Consider the following 18,029-nt stretch of genomic DNA (forward strand, 5'->3'; position numbering starts at 1 on the left):
CCTTCGGCAGGAAGGTGAACAGCCGCAGGTACCGCAGCACGTCGGCGTCGCCGACGTTCACGAAGTACTGGTACCAGGCGTACGGGGAGGTCATCGCCGGGTCGAGCCACACGTTGCCGCCGCCGGTGGACTTGCCGAACTTGCGGCCCTCGGCGTCGGTGACCAGGGGCGCGGTCAGGGCGTGCACCGTCTTGCCCTCGACCTTCCGGACGAGGTCGACGCCGCCGATGATGTTGCCCCACTGGTCGGAGCCGCCGACCTGGAGCCGCGTCCCGTACTGCCGGTGGAGCTGGAGGTAGTCGTGGGACTGGAGCAGCAGGTAGCTGAACTCGGTGTACGACATGCCGTCGCCTTCGAGGCGGCGCTTGACCGTCTCGCGCGCGAGCATGACGTTGATCGAGAAGTGCTTGCCGACGTCGCGCAGGAACTCCAGGGCGGTGACGGGCCCCGTCCAGTCGAGGTTGTTGACGACGACCGCGCCGGTGGGGCTGTCGTCGAACTCGACGAACCGCTCCAGCTGGCCGCGGATGCGCCCGACCCAGTCGGCGACGGTGTCGAGGGGGTTGAGGGACCGCTCGGCGGTGTCGCGCGGGTCGCCGATCATGCCGGTGGCGCCGCCCGCCAGGACGACGGGCCGGTGCCCGGCGCGCTGGAAGCGGCGCAGCATGAGCAGGGGCACGAGGTTGCCGGCGTGCAGGCTGGGCGCGGTCGGGTCGAACCCGGCGTAGAGGGTGAGCGGGCCCGAGTCGAGGTCCTTCCGCAGTGCGTCGAGGTCGGTGGAGTGCGCGATGAGGCCGCGCCAGGTCAGCTCGTCGAGGATGTGCTCGCTCACCAGGCCATTGTCCGACACCTGGTCAACGCGGTTTGAGGCGGTGTGCGCTTCGGGTAGTCGGGAGCGGGCTCTAGTGAGAGGACCGCAGCGATGAGCTACCCGGATCGCGATCCACGTCCCGCTGACCGCCCCACCGAGGTCGTGCCCCGTCCCGGGGTGCCGCAGGTGCCGCAGCAGCACGTACCCACCCAGCAGCACGCGGCTGCCCAGCAGCAGGTGCCCTACCAGCAGGAGGAGGTCGTGGAGCGCGGTGACGGCCGCGTGCGCGCGGTGCGCGTGGCCTGCGCGGTGATCGACGTGCTGTGCTGGCTGTTCGCCGTCGTGCTGGCGATCCACATCTTCCTGGTGATCGGCGGCGCGAACCCGGCGAACGGGTTCGCGCAGATGATCGAGTCGTGGTCGGCGGGGGTGTCGCTGGGCCTGCGCGACCTGTTCACGCCCGCGAGCGCCGGTCTGCGGACGCTGCTGAACGACGGGCTGGCCGCGCTGCTGTGGCTGCTGATCGGCGCGGTGCTGACGAACGTGATCACCCGGGTCGCGCTGCCGGAGGGCGAGCGGCGGGTCTGGTACCGGCGGACCGTGCGCTGATCACCGGCGCTACCGACGGTCACCGCGTCGTTCACCCTGCCGCACACGGGTATGCCCCGGCTGGTCAATTGCCCGCACCGCGTTCGACCACCAAGTTCGTTCACGTGGCCAGCGACTTGCAGCGGGAGAAGACCTCCATCGTGTTCGCCGCGATGGACGTGAACGGCGACGGTTACCTGGAGCGCGCCGATTTCGAGGCGTTGACGGACCGATGGGTGGGCCTGCGCGGCGGGGACGGGCCGGAGCGGTTGCGGGAGATCATGATGGGCTGGTGGGAGGCGCTGCACGCGGCCTCCGACCAGGACAGCGACGACAAGGTGACGATCGACGAGGTGCTGGCGGTGGTGTCCGACCTGGGCACGATGCTGGACCTCGTAGTGGCCACGGCCGAGTCGATGTTCGAGGCGGTGGACGAGGACGGCGACGGCACGGTGTCGGCGCCCGAGTACGGCCGCATGATCCACGCCTGGACCGGTGACGACGCGCCGACGGACGCGGTGTTCGCCCGGTTGGACCTCGACGGCGACGGCGCGATCTCCAAGTCGGAGTTCGTGCGGCACTGGGTCGAGTTCTGGGCCGGTGACGACCCGGAGGCGCCCGGCACGCACGTGTTCGGCGAGGTGAAGGGCGCCTAGGGGGTGGCGCGGGTGCGGCGGGTGCCCCGGCGGTAGGTGCTGACCGCCGGGGAGTCGATCCAGAACCGCCACGGCACGTCGACCGCGACGGCGACGCCGACGCGGGGCCCGGTGCGGATGTCGGCCGGGTCGACGGGGTCGCCCGCGAGCAGCCGCACGGTGGCGTCCGGCGAGGTCAGGTCGGTGCCGTTGTGGGCGCGGTCGAGGCCGAGGACGCCGGTGAGGCGGGCCGGGCCCTTGGCCAGCTCGGCGTCGCTGCGCGCGGCGGGGCGGCGGGCGCGGGCCAGTTCGACGCCGGTCACGACCTCGCCCGCGCGCAGCAGCACGGCGCCGGGGACGCCGTCGGTGAGCGACACGACGTTGGCGCAGAAGTGCATGCCGTAGACGAAGTACACGTAGAGCCGCCCGGCGGGGCCGAACATGACGTCGTTGCGCGGCGTCCGGCCCCGGTAGCAGTGGGAGGCCGGGTCGTCGCCGCCCCGGTACGCCTCGACCTCGACGACCCGCACGCCCACGACGCCCTCGGGCGAGGTGGCCTCGACGGTGGCGCCGAGCAGGAGCCGGGCGGCGTCGACGGGGTCGACGGCCAGCTCCCGCTCGGTGAGCTGCCTAGGGGAGGCGGGCAAGGGAGACCCTGTCCCGCAGCCTCTTGAGCTGCTCGGCGACCCGGTCGGGCGCGGTGCCGCCGTGGGCGTCGCGGGAGGCGATGGAGCCCTGCACGGTGAGCACGTCGCGCACCTCGGGGGTGAGGGCGGGCGAGATGGCGGCGAACTCGTCGTCGGTCAGCTCGTCCAGGCCGACGCCGCGGGCCTCGGCGGCGCGCACGCACTCCCCCGCCGCCTCGTGGGCGACGCGGAACGGCACGCCCTGCCGGACCAGCCACTCGGCGATGTCGGTGGCCAGGGTGAACCCGGCGGGGGCGAGCGCGGCCATGCGGTCGGTGTCGAACCGCATCGTGGCGATCATCCCGGCCAGGGCGGGCAGCAGCAGCTCCAGCTGCTCGACGGAGTCGAACAGGGGTTCCTTGTCCTCCTGGAGGTCCCGGTTGTAGGCGAGCGGCTGGGCCTTGAGGGTGGCGAGCAGGCCGGTGAGGTTGCCGATGAGCCGGCCGGACTTGCCGCGGGTCAGCTCGGCGACGTCGGGGTTCTTCTTCTGCGGCATGATCGAGCTGCCGGTGGCCCACGCGTCGTCGAGGACGGCGAAGCGGAACTCGGCGGTCGTCCAGATGATCACCTCCTCGGCGATCCGGGACAGGTCGACGCCGATCATGGCCAGCACGAACGCGATCTCGGCGGCGAAGTCGCGCGAGGCGGTGCCGTCGATGGAGTTCTCCACCGGCGCGTCGAAGCCCAGCTCCTCGGCGACCGCGGCGGGGTCGAGGCCCAGCGACGAGCCGGCGAGGGCGCCCGACCCGTACGGGGAGACGGCGGCGCGCTTGTCCCAGTCGCGGAGCCGGTCGACGTCGCGCAGCAGCGCCTGGCCGTGCGCGAGGAGGTGGTGCGCGAGCAGCACGGGCTGCGCGGACTGGAGGTGCGTGCGGCCGGGCATGACGGCGCCGGCGTGCGCGGTGGCCTGGCCGGCGAGGGCGTCGACCACGTCGAGCACGCCCTCGGAGACGCGCTTGGCGGCGTCGCGCAGCCACATGCGGAACAGCGTGGCGACCTGGTCGTTGCGGGAGCGGCCGGCGCGCAGCTTGCCGCCCAGCTCGGGCCCGGCGCGGTCGATGAGGCCGCGTTCCAGGGCGGTGTGCACGTCCTCGTCGGCGAGCACCGGCGTGAACGCGCCGGAGGCGACGTCGGCCTCCAGGGCGTCGAGCGCGGCGAGCATGCGCGCCAGCTCGTCGTCGGTGAGCAGGCCCGCGCGGGTGAGCACGCGGGCGTGCGCCCTGGAACCCCTGATGTCGTAGGGGGCGAGTCGCCAGTCGAAGTGCGTCGAGAGCGACAGCATCGCCATCGCCTCGGCCGGTCCACTGGCGAAACGCCCGCCCCACAGAGAACTCATCTACCCCTGATCCCTCTTCGGCTGGTCGTGCGGGTGGCCCCAGCCGCGGCCGGCGGGGGCGGAGTCGTGCGGCTCGTGGCCGAGCACGGCGGTGACGGTGGCGCGGCCGTCGTGCAGCGCCAGCCGCACCTCGCCGGTCACGTGCCGCCGGGTGGTGCCCAGGAAGCCGTCCAGCGCGTGCCGCAGCGGCGAGAACCACTGCCCGTCGCGCACCAGTTCACCCCACCGGAGGTCGACCTGCCGCTTGAAGCGGGCCGTCCCCTGCTCCAGGGTGGCGGCTTCCAGCTCCCGGTGCGCGGTGGTCAGCGCGAGGGCACCGGGTGCCTGCCGCACCCCGCGCACAGTGTGCCGGCCGGCCTTGAGGTCGAGTTCGCGGATGGCCTGGAACGCGGTGACGGTCTCGCCGTCGAGGGCGACGGGCACGCCCCGGTCGAAGGTGACGACGACCTCGCAGGCGTCGGCGGGCCCGGTGCTCGCGGCCTCGCCGCCGGTGTCGGGCCCGGTCCGGGGTGGTTCGTGGTCGGGCGCGAGGACGGTCAGGTGCGGTGCGAGGGCCTCGACGCCGGCTTCGACGGCCGCCCGGTCGGCGGCGGCGAGGTCGTGGGCGACGGCCCCGGCGCCGTGCCGCTCGGCGACCCGGACGAGGTGCTCGGCGAGCAGCGGCCGGGTGAGGGCGGGGAGCAGCGGGCCGTGCAGCGCGTTGGCCCGCAGCGCGGGCAGGCAGTAGTGCTCGGCGAACTCGTCGCGGGCGTCCACGACGAGGGCCTCGGCGGCGCCGCAGGCGAGGGCCCGCTCGCGGACGGCGACGAGGGCCCCGCCGACGGGGGCACCGCCCACCGGGGCGACGGCGCGGCCGACGTCGAGGGTCACCGCGATGACCTCGGCGCCGGTCTCGGCGAGGCGGCGCAGGGCGACGGACGAGGCGAGGGCGCCCGAGTAGGCCAGGACGACCCGCCGGTTCACGGTCCCTCGTCCCCGGGTTCGCCGGTGGCGAGGGCGGCGACCCGGGCCGCCAGCTCGGCGCCGGTGAGCGGTTCGCGGGCGACGGCGAGGATGGTGTCGTCGCCCGCGATGGTGCCGACGATGTCGTGCAGCGCGGCCCGGTCCAGGGCGCTGGCCAGGAACTGGGCCGCGCCGGGCGGGGTGCGCAGGACGGCGAGGTTGCCGGAGTGGTCCACGGACACCAGCAGCTCGTTGAGGACCCGCACGAGCCGGGTGGTGCCGCCCTGCACGCCGCGCACGGGGCTGCCGTCCTCGGGGATGACGTAGACGGGCGCGCCGCCGTCGGGTCCGCGCAGCTTCACCGCACCGAGCTCGTCCAGGTCGCGCGACAGCGTGGCCTGGGTGACCTCGATGCCCTCCACCGCAAGCGTTTTCGCCAGCTCCGACTGGCTGCGGATGGCGCGCTGGGCGACCAGTTCGACGATGCGGGCCTGCCGCGCGGTGCGTGTCACGCCGACTGCTCCAGGAGCCAGACGAGCAGCGCCTTCTGGGCGTGCAGGCGGTTCTCGGCCTCGTCCCAGACGGCGCTGTCGGGGCCGTCGAGGACGTCGTCGGTGATCTCCTGGCCGCGGTGGGCGGGCAGGCAGTGCAGGACCGTGGTGCGCACGCCGGTGGCGGCGACGAGGTCGGCGTTGACCTGGTAGGGCCGGAAGGGCCGCATCCGGTCGCGGCCGTCGTTTTCCTGGCCCATCGACGTCCACGTGTCGGTGACGAGCACGTCCGCGCCGTCCACGGCCTCGCGCGGGTCGGTGACCACCCGGACCGAGCCGCCGGTGTCGGCGGCGCGCTTGCGGGCGTCGTCGAGGACCCACGGCTGCGGTTGGAAGTTCTCGGGCGCGGCGATCCGCACGTGCATGCCCGCGGTGACGCCGCCGAGCAGCATCGAGTGGGACATGTTGTTCGCGCCGTCGCCCAGGTAGGTGACGGTGAGGCCGGGCAGCGCGCCGTGCCGCAGGCGGATCGTCTGGAGGTCGGCGAGCACCTGGCAGGGGTGGAACTCGTCGGTCAGCGCGTTGATCACCGGGATGCGCGAGACGGACGCCATGGCGTCGATGCGCTTCTGCGCGAAGGTGCGCCAGATGACCGCGTCGACGTAGCCGGACAGGATGCGGGAGGTGTCCTCGATGGTCTCCTCGCGGCCGAGCTGCATGGAGCGGCCGTCGATGATCACCGGGTTGCCGCCGAGCTGGGCGATGCCCACCTCGAACGACAGGCGGGTGCGGGTGGAGTTCTTCTCGAAGATGACCGCGACGGACTTCGGCCCGGCCAGGGGCTTGGCGGTGAGCCGGTCGGTCTTGCAGGCGTCGGCGAGGTCGAGGACCTCGGCCTGCTCGGCGGGCGTCAGGTCGTCGTCGCGCAGGAAGTGCCGGACCACGTCAGACCTCCAACCAGGTGGGCAGCTCGGCGACGAGCCGGTGGGCGTCGGCCTGGTCGAGGACCAGCGGCGGGGCGAGCCGGATGACGTCGGGCTGGATGGGGTTGATGAGGTACCCGGCCTGCTGCGCGGCCGCCGCGGCCTTCGCCGAGACCGCCTCGCGCAGCGTGATCCCGAGCAGCAGGCCGGCGCCCCGCACACCGGAGATGAGCGGGTGGTCGAGGGCCTCGACGCCGGCGGCGATCTCCTTGCCGACGGCGGAGGCGTGCTCCAGCAGCCCGTCGGCGGCGATCGTGTCGAGCACGGCGAGCGCGGCGGCGCAGCACACCGGGTTGCCGCCGAACGTGGTGCCGTGCTGGCCGGGCGCGAACAGGTCCTTGGCGGGGCCGAGGGCGACGCACACGCCCAGCGGCAGGCCGCCGCCGATGCCCTTGGCCAGCGTGAACACGTCCGGCACGACGCCGGCCTGCTGGAAGGCGAACCAGGTGCCGAGGCGGCCGACGCCGGTCTGCACCTCGTCGAGCACGAGCAGCGCGCCGTGCTCGGCGGTGATGCGGCGGGCGGCCTGGAGGTAGCCCTCGGGCGGCACGACGACGCCGTTCTCGCCCTGGATGGGTTCCACGACGAACGCGGCGGTGTCGTCGTCGATCACCGCCTCCAGCGCCTCGACGTCGCCGAACGGGACGTGCACGACGCCGGGCACCAGCGGTTCGAACGGTTCGCGCTTGGCGGGCTGGCCGGTGAGCGCGAGGGCGCCCATGGTGCGGCCGTGGAAGCCGCCCTCGGTGGCGACGACCTTCACCCGGCCGGTGCGGCGGCTGAGCTTGAACGCGGCCTCGTTGGCCTCGGCGCCGGAGTTGCAGAACAGCACCCGGCCGTCGCCGTCCGCGCCGGCCAGGTCGAGCAGGCGCTCGGCGAGCTTGAGCGCGGGCTCGTTGATGTAGAGGTTGGAGGTGTGGGAGATCCGGCCGATCTGCTCGGTGACGGCCGCGACGACCGCCGGGTGGGCGTGGCCGAGGGCGTTGACGGCGATGCCGGTGAGCAGGTCGAGGTAGCGGTTGCCGTCGGCGTCCCAGACGTGCGCGCCCTCGCCGCGCACCAGGGTCAGGTCGGGTGTGCCGTAGTTGTTCATCATCGCGGCCTGCCACCGCTGCCGGTCGTTCATGCCCGTTCCCCAGTCCCCTCGGTCACCATGGTCCCGACGCCCTCGGAGGTGAAGACCTCCAGCAGCACCGAGTGCGCCAACCGCCCGTCGATCACGTGCGCCTCCGGGACGCCGCCGCGCACCGCGCGCAGGCACGCCTCCATCTTGGGCACCATCCCGCTGTCCAGGTCGGGCAGCATCTTCTCCAGCGCGTCGGCGTCGACGCGGTGCAGCAGCGAGCCGCGGTCCGGCCAGTTCGCGTACAGGCCCTCCACGTCGGTGAGGACCACGAGCTTCCGCGCCCGCAGCGCGACGGCCACCGCGCCCGCCGCCGTGTCGGCGTTGACGTTGTGCACGACGCCGTCGGCGTCCGGGGCGACGGAGGAGATCACCGGGATGCGGCCGGCGTGCACGACGTCGAGCACCGCGTCCGGGTCGACGTCCACGATGTCGCCGACGAGGCCGATGTCGACCGGTTCGCCGTCCACGACCGCGGGGCGGCGGGCGGCGGTGAGCAGGCGGGCGTCCTCGCCGGACAGGCCGACCGCGTACGGGCCGTGCTCGTTGATCAGGCCGACGAGTTCGCGCTGCACCTGGCCGACGAGCACCATGCGGACGACGTCCATGGCCTCGGGCGTGGTGACGCGCAGGCCGCCGCGGAACTCGCTGTGGATGCCGAGCTTCCCGAGCATGGCGGCGATCTGCGGGCCGCCGCCGTGCACCACGACCGGGTGCAGGCCGGCGAGCTTGAGGAACACGACGTCCTGGGCGAACGCGCGCTTGAGCGCGTCGTCGACCATGGCGTTGCCGCCGTACTTGAGGACGACGGTGGCGCCGCGGGAGCGCTGGAGCCAGGGCAGCGCCTCGACCAGGACGGCGGCCTTGTCGTGCGGTGTGGTCATGAGCTGTACGCGCTGTTCTCTTCGACGTAGGCGTGCGACAGGTCGGTGGTGAGCACGGTGGCCGTGCCGTCGCCGAGGCCCAGGCTCACCACGATCTCGACGTCGCGGCCGGACAGGTCGGCCTCGGCGCGGTCGGCGGCCTTGTGGCCGTCGGCGAACAGCGTGACGCCGTTGATGGCGATGCCGAGCCTGTGCTGGTCGACGGTGGCCCTCGACCGGCCCACGGCCATCGCGATGCGGCCCCAGTTGGGGTCCGAGCCGAACAGCGCGGTCTTCACCAGGTTGTCCTCGGCGACGGTCTTGGCGACCTCGACGGCCTCGGCCTCGGTGAGCGCGCCGTCGACCGTGATGGACACCTCCTTGGTGACGCCCTCCGCGTCGCCCTGGAGCTGCTTGACCAGGTCGCCCGCGACGGCTTCGAGGACGCGCGCGAACTCCTCGGCGTCGGGGGTGGTGCCGGACGCGCCGGAGGCGAGCAGCAGCACGGTGTCGTTGGTGGACGTGCCGCCGTCCACGTCGAGCCGGTCGTAGGTGCGGGCGGTGACCCGGCGCAGGGCCGCGTCGAGCGCGTCGCCGTCGAGGGCGGCGTCGGTGGTGATGACGCTGAGCATGGTGGCCATGTTCGGCGACAGCATCCCGGCGCCCTTGACGAAGCCGCCGACGGACCAGCCGTCGGGGTGGGCCTCGAACGACTGCTTGGGGTGGGTGTCGGTGGTCATCACGGCGGTGGCGGCGGCCAGGCCGGCCTCGTCGGTGCCGGCCAGTTCCGCGGCGGCCTTGTCGACGCCCGCGGTGAGGGCGTCCATGGGCAGGCGCTCGCCGATGAGGCCGGTGGAGCACACGGCGACCTCGATCGCGCCGACACCGAGGACGTCCGCGACCTTCTCGGCGGTGGCGTGGGTGTCCTGGAAGCCCTCCGGGCCGGTGCACGCGTTCGCGCCGCCGGAGTTGAGCACCACGGCGCGCAGCCTGCGCTCCCCGAGCACCTGCTGGGACCACAGGACGGGCGCGGCCTTGACCTGATTGGTGGTGAAGACGCCCGCGGCGGCCTGGCCCGGCCCCTCGTTGACGACCAGCGCGAGGTCGAGCGCGCCGGACTCCTTGATGCCGGCCGCGACACCCGCGGCCCTGAAGCCGGACGGGCCGGTCACACCCCTGCTGCGGTTCACGGTGCTACTCCCACGGTGGACAGGCCGGTGGTCTCCGGCAGGCCGAGTGCCAGGTTCATGCACTGCACCGCGGCGCCCGCGGTGCCCTTCGCCAGGTTGTCGACCGCGGCGACGACGACGAGCCTGCCCAGGTCCCGGTCGACGGTGACCTGGAGCTGCACGGCGTTCGAGCCGAGCACCGCGCCCGTGGTGGGCCAGTGGCCCTCCGGCAGCAGGTGCACGAACGGCTCGTCGGCGTACGCCTTCGCGTAGGCGGCGCGGACGTCCTCGTCGGGGTCCTTGAGGGTCGCGGAGCAGGTGGCCAGGATGCCGCGCGGCAGCGGGGCCAGCACGGGGGTGAACGAGACCTTCACGTCGTGCCCGGCGACGGCGGTCAGGTTCTGCGCGATCTCGGGGGTGTGCCGGTGCGCGCCGCCGACGCCGTAGGCGGACAGCGAGCCCATGACCTCCGAGCCGAGCAGGTTCGGCTTGAGCGACTTGCCCGCGCCGGACGCGCCGGAGACGGCGACCACGGTGACCTCGGGCTCGACCAGCCCCATCGCGGGGGCCAGGGCCAGCGAGGACACGGTCGGGTAGCAGCCGGGCACGGCGACGCGCCGGGCGCCGCGCAGCTCGTCGCGCTTGCCGGGCAGCTCGGGCAGGCCGTAGGGCCAGCTGCCCGCGTGCTCGCCGCCGTACCAGCGCTCCCAGGCCGCGGCGCTGGTGAGCCGGTGGTCCGCGCCGCAGTCGACGACGAGGACGTCGTCGCCGAGCAGGGCGGCGAGTTCGGCGGACTTGCCGTGCGGGAGGGCGAGGAAGACGACGTCGTGGCCGCGCAGGCGCTCGGCGGTGGTCTCCTCCAGCACGCGGTCGGCCAGCGGCAGCAGGTGCGGCTGGTGGGCGAGCAGCGGCGCGCCCGCGTTGCCGCCCGCCGTGAGCGCCCCGATCTCCACGTCCGGGTGCCCGAGCAGCAGCCGGAGCACCTCACCGCCGGCGTAGCCACTGGCCCCGGCCACCGCGATCCGCACCGTCATGCGGATAAGTATGCACCGCCGTGCATCATCACTCAAATTTTATTCCACGGTGTGGGAGCACCTCACCGCGCCGCGGTCCACCGGGCCGCGGGTCACCACGCCACGGGCAGCGACGACAGGCCGTGGACGACCTGCTGCGAGCGGAACACCGGCTCGCCGGCCAGGCGCAGGTCCGGGAAGCGGCGGACCAGCGCCGGGAAGGCGGCGCGCATCTCCAGCCGGGCCAGGGGCGCGCCGACGCAGTGGTGGACGCCGTGGCCGAACGCGACGTGGCTCACCGGCGAGCGGGTCAGGTCGAGGTCGTCGGCGCCGGCCAGCAGGTCGGGGTCGCGGTTGGCGGCGGGCAGCGAGCAGACGACGAGGTCGCCCGCGGCCAGCTCGCGCCCGCCCAGCTCGACGTCGGCGGTCACCACCCGCGGCACGCCGGTGTGCACGACGGTCAGCCAGCGCAGCAGCTCCTCCACCGCAGCGTCGTCCAGGTCGGGTCGCTCGCGCAGCAGGCGGCACTGGTCGGGGTGGCGCAGCAGGGCCAGCGCGCCCAGGCTCAGCATGTTCGCCGTGGTCTCGTGGCCCGCGAGCAGCAGCAGGTCGGCCACGCCCACCAGCTCGTCGTCCGCCAGGCCGCCGTCGGCCGGCCCGCCGGCGCGCGCCAGGACGCCCAGCAGGTCGTCGCCCGGTTCGACCCTGGCGCGGGCGACCAGCTCGGCCAGGTAGGCGCGGGACCGCAGCGCGACGGCGAACCGCTCGTCGGGTGAGAGGGACACGTCGAAGAAGTCGGCGGCGCGCTGCTGGAACTCGCTGCGCTCCGCGTAGGGCACGCCCAGCAGCTCGCAGATCACCAGCGACGGCACCGGCAGCGCGAACGCGGGCACGAGGTCGGCGGGCGGGCCGGCGGCGGCCACCGCGTCGAGGTGGTCGCGCACGATCTCGCGCACCCGGGGTTCGAGCAGGCGCACCCGCCGGGCGGTGAAGCCGGGCGCGACCAGCCGCCGCAGCCGGGTGTGCCCGGGCGGGTCGTAGCCGAGCGGGTTGCCGGGCCGCACGCGGGCCAGCTCCTCCTCGGACATGGCGGGCGCGCCGGGCACGAGGTGGTGCGCGGAGTTGCCGAACACGACCGGGTCGCCCAGGACGCGGCGGACGTCGGCGACGCGGGTCACCAGCCACACCCGGTCGCCGATCGGCGAGTCGAACAGCCGCACGCCCTCGTCGTCGCGCACCGCGGCCAGCTCGGCCGCCGGGGCGAACCCCTCGCGGCGCATGTGCAGGGGCAGGGTCATGGCGGGCCTCCGGCGTCGGCGGTGCGGGGAGGGGCGGCGCGGACACGGTAGCGACGGCGCGGGGTGACGCGGCAGGGTCGGGCGAGTGAGACGCCACGACACGGGCAGTGACGGACGACTGCGCACGGTGATCTTCAGCCGGCCGGACGAGGGTGATCGCGGCTGGTCGCGGCTGGCGGCGGCCGGGCGCGGCTAGCGGCGGCCGGGCGCGGCTAGCGGCGGCCGGGCGCCACGAGGTCCGCCCACCGCGCGGCGTCGGCCCCGGTGAGCACGCGGTCGAGCACCACGGTCGGCCGCATCAGCGGGTAGGCGCGGCCGGCTTCCCAGGAGCGCCCCCGGGGCGGGTCGAGCACCACGACGCGCCGCCCGCCCACCAGCGGCACGTCCGCCGGCCGGCCCTCGTGCCGGATCGCCGCGCCGTGCGCGTCGACCAGGGTGAACGAGCCGCGGATGCCGCCCTCGGGCCGGAGGTCGTCGCCGTCGACCGCCGCCGCCACCCACCGGGGGTGCGGCGGCCGGCCCGGCAGCAGGCCGCGCGCCGGGTCGCCGACGAGCACCGCCGCGAGCAGGGTGTGCAGCTGGGCGTTGTCGCCGACGCCGCCGACGGTCAGCTCGTAGGCGGCGCCCGTGCCCCGGTGGACGACGACCAGCGGTTCGTCGTCGAGCACGTCCAGCAGGCCGTGCAGCCACGGCGCGGAGGCCACCCGCCGCGCCGCCCCGGTCGCCGCGCGGAGCCGGTCGCGGTGGGGCAGGGCGCGCCGCACGTCGGCGAGCTGCAACGGCACCAGCAGCCCGGCCACCCACTCGTCGACGGCGAACCACGCCTCGGCCACGTGCCGGCCGTCCGGGGTGGGCAGCCGCGTCAGCACGGCGGGGATGTTGTCGCGCTCCGGCGCGGGCGGCTCGCCACCGCCCGCGGCGCGCCACCGCCCCACGAACCGCGTCGCCCGCTCCAGGGCGTCGGCCACGCGCAGCACCAGCGGCCCCAGCACGGGTGCCGGGTCGCCGCCGAGGTGCACCAGGGCGCCGGTGAGCTGCACGAGGTCGCCGCCGTTGCCCAGCGACAGGTCGGGCAGCGCCGGTCCCAGCACGGCGAGGGCGGCGGACAGCTGCGCCCCGTCGGCCTCCGGGAGGCGCTCGACCAGCACCTCGTAGACCTCGCGGAACCCCGCGGCGTCGCGCCGGCCCACCGCGTCCACGAGCGCGGCGCACGACCCGGGCAGTTCCGCGTTCTCCGGCACGACGCGAGCGTAGCCGCGCCTACCGGCCGAAGCGCTCCAGCGCGCGGATCTTGTTCGTGGCGTCCAGGGCGGCGACCTTGTACGCCTCGGACAGGGTCGGGTAGTTGAAGACGGTGTCCACCAGGTAGTCCACCGTGCCGCCGCACGCCATGACGGCCTGCCCGATGTGGACGAGGTCCGTCGCGCCGGTGCCGAACAGGTGCACGCCCAGCAGCTTGCGGTCCACGGTGGACACCAGCAGCTTGAGCATCCCGTAGGCGTCGCCGACGATCGAGCCACGCGCCAGCTCCCGGTACCGCGCCAGGCCCACCTCGTACGGCGTGGCGGACGAGGTCAGCTCGGCCTCCGTGGCGCCGCAGTAGGAGATCTCCGGGATGGTGTAGATGCCGATCGGCTGCAACGACGACAGCTCGCGCGCCTCCTCGCCGAACGCGTGGTAGGCGGCGAGCCTGCCCTGGTCCATCGACGTGGCGGCCAGCGCCGGGAAGCCGATCACGTCGCCCACCGCGTAGATGTGCTCCACGGGCGTGCGGTAGTGCTCGTCCACGGCGAGCCGGCCGCGCCGGTCGGCCTCCAGGCCCGCCTTGTCCAGGTCGAGCGCCTCGGTGTTGCCCTGCCGGCCGGCCGAGTACATGACCGCGGCGGCCGGGATGCGCTTGCCGCTGGCCAGCGTCGTCACCGTGCCGCTCTCCGACACGTCGACGGTGACGACCTTCTCGCCGAACCGGAACGTCACCGCCAGGTCGCGCAGGTGGAACTTGAGCGACTCGACGATCTCCGGGTCGCAGAAGTCGAGCATCCGGTCGCGCTGCTCGACCACCGTGACGCGGGTGCCGAGCGCGGCGAACATGGAGGCGTACTCGATGCCGATGACGCCCGCGCCGACCACGACCAGCGACGACGGGATCTCGTTGAGCGCCAGCACCTCGTCGGAGTCGAGGACCCGCTCCTCGTCGAAGTCCACCTGCTCCGGGCGCGCGGGCCGGGTGCCGGTGGCGATCACGACCTTGTCGGCGGTGACGACCTGGTGCTCGCCGCGGTGCGCGCCCTGCACGGCGACGGTGTGCGGGTCGACGAAGCTCGCCGTGCCGCTGAGCAGGTCGATGTGGTTGCGGTGCAGCTGGGCGCGCACGACCTGGACCTCGCGCCCGATGACGTGCTGCGTGCGGGCGAGCAGGTCGGAGATGGTGATGTCGTTCTTGACCCGGTAGCTCGCGCCGTACAGCTCGCGCTGGCTCATCCCGGTCAGGTACATCACCGCCTCGCGCAGCGTCTTCGACGGGATCGTCCCGGTGTTGACGCACACGCCGCCCACCATGTCGGCGCGGTCCACGACGGCGACGCGCTTGCCGAGCTTGGCGCCCGCGATGGCCGCCTTCTGCCCGCCGGGGCCCGATCCGATGACGACCAGGTCGTAGTCGTACTCGCTCATGCCCGAAGCCTCGCACAAGAACCCGTTCCGCGGTGATCGGGTGAACGGACCCGCCGGGGCGGTCCGCCGCGGTCGGGGCCGACGCCGCCGACCCCTTCCCGCGCGAGGCCCCCGAGCGCCCCTAGCCGCGGGCCGCGCGCCCCGTGTAGGTGAGCGGGAAGACGAGGTCCTGGCACGCCACCGGCACGTCGTGCGAGATCTGCACGACCATCTCCACCTCGACCTCGCCGGCGGGCGGGATGGTGACCGGTTCCCCCATGGGCACCACGGTGAGCACCCCGGAGGGGCAGTCGGGGACGCGGTTGTGCGCCGCGTCCAGCGGTTGGCCCGGCAGGGCCTGGAGGGTCAGCACGACGATGTCGACGCTGTTGGGGTTGGAGAGGCGCACCAGCCGCGCGCCCTCGCTGCCCGGGGTCAGCTCGACCGGGGCGCCGGAGACGTCGTCGATGCCGAACGGCTCCAGGTCGGCCACCCCGGCCTCGGCGCCGCTCACCGAGTACGCCATGGCGGGCAACTCGGGTTCGGGCCAGGTCAGGTGCATGGACGCCACCACGACGGCGCCCGCACCGAGGATGGTCGCGGCGACGGCGGCTTCCATCCGGGGACCCAAACTGCGCATGAGGCAACCTCACTCGATTGCTGCTCCAGGCGGTGGGTTCGCCGCTAGCTCCCCGTCGGACCGGCGACCAGACACGCCCGGCGGTTCATCGCTTCGCCCCTCGGCCCAGCGGGCCGCGGGATCAATCTTGAAGAACGTTCAACCTCCGCGCAAGGACCCGGCCTGCCCGGAAACACGGGTCTTTGGGCCCCTTGACACGCCACGGCACCGGGGTTGACCTGCGCGTTCACCGGTTTCGACGACCGCGGGCATCACCCGACCGGCCTAGTCCCGGACCCGCAGCGGTGCGGCTCCGGGACCGGGCCGGTCCCCTCGCGTCTCAGCCCCTGAGCACCGCGCCGAAGCGTTCCGCGGCGGCGGCCACGGCCGCGTCGCGCGCCGCCGTCGCCTCGTCCACGGTCAGCGTGCGGTCCGGCGCGCGGAAGCGCAGGGAGTAGGCCAGCGAGCGCTTGCCCTCCCCCACCTGGTCGCCGGTGTAGACGTCGAACAGCCGGATGTCCTCCAGCAGGGCGCCGCCGCCGGAGCGCAGCGCCCGGGACACCCGGTCGGCGGGCACGTCCGCGCCCACCACCACGGCCACGTCCAGCAGCACCGGCGGGTACGGCGACACGACCGGCGCGGGCCGGTCGTCGGTCAGCGGCAGCGCGTCGAGGTCCAGCTCCAGCGCCACCGTGCGCTTCGGCAGGCCCAGCGCCTCCACGACCTTCGGGTGCAGCTCGCCCGCGTGGCCCACGGGCCAGTCGCCGACGCGCAGCTCCGCGCACCGGCCGGGGTGCCACGGGGCCAGGTCGGAGGCGACCGCGGTCAGCTCCACCCCGTACGCCTGGCCGATCAGCCGCGCCGCGCCCACCGCGTCCGCCCAGTCAGCCGGGCGGCCCTTGCCCCACCAGCCGGCCCGCTCGCGGTTGCCCGCGAGCACGGCGGCCACGTGCACCGGCTGCTGCGGCAGCGATGCCAGCAGCGAGGCGACGTCCGCGTCGGACGGGCGCGCGCCCACGCCGACCGCGGGCACCGGCACCTGCTGCGCGCGCGGCAGCGTGACCTGGGCGACCGCGTAGACCGCCAGGTCCTTCTGGCCGCGCGCCAGGTTGCGCTGCACGGTCTCCAGCAGCCCCGGCACCAGCGTGGTGGCCAGCGCGTGCTTGTCGGCCTCCAGCGGGTTGAGCACGCTCACCGCGTTGCGCCGCACGTCGCCCTCGGGCAGGCCCAGCGCGTCGAACACCGCGGGCGCCACGAACGGGAACGGCTTGACCTCGACGAACCCGTTCTCGGCCAGGGCGCGCGACACCGTGCGGCGGCGGCGCTGCTGCTCGGTCAGGCCGCGACCGGCGGGCGCGGGCGGCAGGACCGACGGGATCGTGTCGTAGCCCTCCAGCCGCAGCACCTCCTCCACCAGGTCCGCGGGCTGGGTGAGGTCCGCGCGCCACGTCGGCGGCACCGCGGTGACCATCGTCGCGCCGTCGTCACCGGTGGTGACCTCGACCTGGCAGCCGATCTGGCCCAGCCGGCGCGCCGTCACGCCGCGCGCGTAGCGCACCCCGGCGACCCGGTCGGGCAGGTCGATCGGCATCGACACCGGGCCGGGCGCGGCGGGCGAGCCGACGTCCGTGCGCTCGGGCCGGATGCTGCCGTCGGCGAACATGTCGAGCAGCCGCGCGGCGCGCTCCAGCGCCACCGGCGCCAGCGCCGGGTCCACGACCCGCTCGAAGCGCCGCGCCGCCTCGCTGGGCAGCTTGTGGCGGCGCACCGTGCGGGCGATGGACGCCGGGTCCCAGTTCGCCGCCTCCAGCAGGATGTCCGAGCTGCCGGGGCCGACCTCGGTGCTCGCGCCGCCCATGACGCCGGCGAGCGAGATGACGCCGCTGTCGTCGGCGATCACGATGTCGTCCGGGTCCAGGGCGCGGACCTGCTCGTCGAGCGTGGTCAGCTTCTCGCCGGCCACCGCGCGCCGCACCACCAGGCCGCCCTTGACCGACGACGCGTCGAACGCGTGCAGCGGCTGCCCCAGCTCCAGCATCACGTAGTTGGTGACGTCCACCGGCAGCGAGATCGACCGGATGCCCGCGAGCATCAGCCGCCGGCGCATCCACCACGGGGTGGGCGCGGTCGGGTCGACCCCGGTGACCCGGCGGGCCACGAACCGCGGGCACGCCACCTCGTCCTCGACGCGGACCGGCAGCACCTCGCCCTCGCCCTCGGGCACCTCGGCCAGGCCGGGGTCGCCGAACGGCACGTCGAACGCGCAGGCCAGCTCGCGGGCCAGGCCGCGCACCGAGAACGCGTAGCCGCGGTCCGGGGTCGGCGAGACCTCGATGACCGCGTCGCCCAGGCCGAGCAGCTCGACGGCGTCGTCACCGGGCTGCGCGGTGCCGCTGGGCAGCACCATGATCCCGGCGTGGTCGTCGCCCAGGCCCACCTCGCGGGCCGAGCAGATCATGCCCTCGCTGGTCCTGCCGTAGGTCTTGCGGGCGGAGATGGCGAACCCGCCGGGCAGCACCGCGCCGGGCAGCGCCACCACGACCGTGTCGCCCTCGCGGAAGTTCGACGCGCCGCAGACGATGCCGTTGACCTGGTCCGGGCCGACCTCGACCCGGCAGAAGCGGATCGGCTTCTTGAACTCGGTCAGCTCCTCGATCTCCACCACGCGGCCCGCGACCAGCGGACCGGTGACGCCGTCGAGCCGGTGGACGTCCTCCACCTCGATGCCGATCCGCGTGAACGCCTCGGCGAGCTGCTCTGGCGTGGGGGTCTCGGTGAACTCGAGGTTCTCGACCAGCCAGGTAACCGGAATGCGCACCG

At 74.4% G+C, this 18,029-nt stretch carries 17 protein-coding genes (1 of these 17 only partly in view); 2 read left to right on the forward strand and 15 right to left on the reverse strand.

Features of this window, described 5'->3' with window-relative positions; all coding sequences use genetic code 11:
- Positions 1 to 832, reverse strand: partial view of a tyrosine--tRNA ligase gene (gene tyrS / locus ACRAKJ_RS33170; protein ID WP_438924032.1) — the 5' portion only. Its footprint begins 443 nt before the window's first position; only the first 832 of its 1,275 coding nucleotides appear in the window; it begins with the start codon at positions 830 to 832; its stop codon lies beyond the left edge, outside the window.
- A 90-nt stretch (positions 833 to 922) separates the two neighbouring features.
- On the opposite strand from tyrS, the gene ACRAKJ_RS33175 reads away from it, so the two are divergent.
- Together ACRAKJ_RS33175 and ACRAKJ_RS33180 are read left to right on the forward strand one after the other, a co-directional pair.
- Positions 923 to 1,420 carry a hypothetical protein gene (locus ACRAKJ_RS33175; protein ID WP_438924033.1) on the forward strand — a complete coding sequence of 166 codons (498 nt, stop codon included), beginning with the start codon at positions 923 to 925 and terminating at the stop codon, positions 1,418 to 1,420.
- 104 nt (positions 1,421 to 1,524) lie between these two features.
- Entirely contained in the window at positions 1,525 to 2,055 is a 531-nt protein-coding gene (locus ACRAKJ_RS33180) for an EF-hand domain-containing protein (RefSeq protein WP_438924034.1), read from the forward strand.
- On the opposite strand, the gene ACRAKJ_RS33185 is transcribed toward ACRAKJ_RS33180, so the two are convergent.
- From ACRAKJ_RS33185 to pheT, 14 genes are all read right to left on the reverse strand, one after another.
- Positions 2,052 to 2,681, reverse strand: a complete 630-nt coding sequence (locus ACRAKJ_RS33185) for a DNA-3-methyladenine glycosylase (RefSeq protein WP_438924035.1) — start codon at positions 2,679 to 2,681, stop codon at positions 2,052 to 2,054. The two genes, ACRAKJ_RS33180 and ACRAKJ_RS33185, sit on opposite strands and share 4 nt — an antisense overlap.
- Positions 2,665 to 4,056 carry an argininosuccinate lyase gene (argH, locus tag ACRAKJ_RS33190; RefSeq protein WP_438924036.1) on the reverse strand — a complete coding sequence of 464 codons (1,392 nt, stop codon included), beginning with the start codon at positions 4,054 to 4,056 and terminating at the stop codon, positions 2,665 to 2,667. Before argH ends, ACRAKJ_RS33185 begins: the two co-directional genes overlap by 17 nt.
- Positions 4,057 to 5,019, reverse strand: coding sequence for an argininosuccinate synthase domain-containing protein (locus ACRAKJ_RS33195; protein ID WP_438924037.1), 963 nt, complete (start codon positions 5,017 to 5,019; stop codon positions 4,057 to 4,059).
- On the reverse strand, positions 5,016 to 5,510 hold the full coding sequence (locus ACRAKJ_RS33200) for an arginine repressor (protein ID WP_438924038.1): 495 nt from the start codon (positions 5,508 to 5,510) through the stop codon (positions 5,016 to 5,018). Before ACRAKJ_RS33200 ends, ACRAKJ_RS33195 begins: the two co-directional genes overlap by 4 nt.
- A complete protein-coding gene (argF, locus tag ACRAKJ_RS33205) occupies positions 5,507 to 6,433 on the reverse strand; it encodes an ornithine carbamoyltransferase (protein ID WP_438924039.1) in 927 nt (308 codons plus the stop codon). Before argF ends, ACRAKJ_RS33200 begins: the two co-directional genes overlap by 4 nt.
- 1 nt (position 6,434) lies before the next feature.
- A complete protein-coding gene (locus ACRAKJ_RS33210; protein ID WP_438924040.1) occupies positions 6,435 to 7,598 on the reverse strand; it encodes an acetylornithine transaminase in 1,164 nt (387 codons plus the stop codon).
- A complete protein-coding gene (argB, locus tag ACRAKJ_RS33215) occupies positions 7,595 to 8,479 on the reverse strand; it encodes an acetylglutamate kinase (protein WP_438924041.1) in 885 nt (294 codons plus the stop codon). The genes ACRAKJ_RS33210 and argB overlap by 4 nt, the downstream gene beginning before the upstream one ends.
- A complete protein-coding gene (gene argJ, locus ACRAKJ_RS33220; RefSeq protein WP_438924042.1) occupies positions 8,476 to 9,648 on the reverse strand; it encodes a bifunctional glutamate N-acetyltransferase/amino-acid acetyltransferase ArgJ in 1,173 nt (390 codons plus the stop codon). The genes argB and argJ overlap by 4 nt, the downstream gene beginning before the upstream one ends.
- Positions 9,645 to 10,661 carry an N-acetyl-gamma-glutamyl-phosphate reductase gene (gene argC / locus ACRAKJ_RS33225; protein WP_438924043.1) on the reverse strand — a complete coding sequence of 339 codons (1,017 nt, stop codon included), beginning with the start codon at positions 10,659 to 10,661 and terminating at the stop codon, positions 9,645 to 9,647. The genes argJ and argC overlap by 4 nt, the downstream gene beginning before the upstream one ends.
- Positions 10,662 to 10,753: 92 nt before the next feature.
- A complete protein-coding gene (locus tag ACRAKJ_RS33230) occupies positions 10,754 to 11,938 on the reverse strand; it encodes a cytochrome P450 (RefSeq protein WP_438924044.1) in 1,185 nt (394 codons plus the stop codon).
- Between the two features lie 212 nt (positions 11,939 to 12,150).
- Positions 12,151 to 13,179, reverse strand: a complete 1,029-nt coding sequence (locus ACRAKJ_RS33235) for a hypothetical protein (protein WP_438924045.1) — start codon at positions 13,177 to 13,179, stop codon at positions 12,151 to 12,153.
- A gap of 19 nt (positions 13,180 to 13,198) precedes the next feature.
- Positions 13,199 to 14,611, reverse strand: a complete 1,413-nt coding sequence (sthA, locus tag ACRAKJ_RS33240) for a Si-specific NAD(P)(+) transhydrogenase (RefSeq protein WP_438924046.1) — start codon at positions 14,609 to 14,611, stop codon at positions 13,199 to 13,201.
- A gap of 121 nt (positions 14,612 to 14,732) precedes the next feature.
- Entirely contained in the window at positions 14,733 to 15,230 is a 498-nt protein-coding gene (locus ACRAKJ_RS33245) for a hypothetical protein (RefSeq protein WP_438924047.1), read from the reverse strand.
- Positions 15,231 to 15,549: 319 nt separating this feature from the next.
- A complete protein-coding gene (gene pheT / locus ACRAKJ_RS33250; protein WP_438924048.1) occupies positions 15,550 to 18,027 on the reverse strand; it encodes a phenylalanine--tRNA ligase subunit beta in 2,478 nt (825 codons plus the stop codon).
- Positions 18,028 to 18,029 lie beyond the last annotated feature (2 nt).

It is taken from the genome of Saccharothrix sp. DSM 118769 (assembly GCF_052936295.1).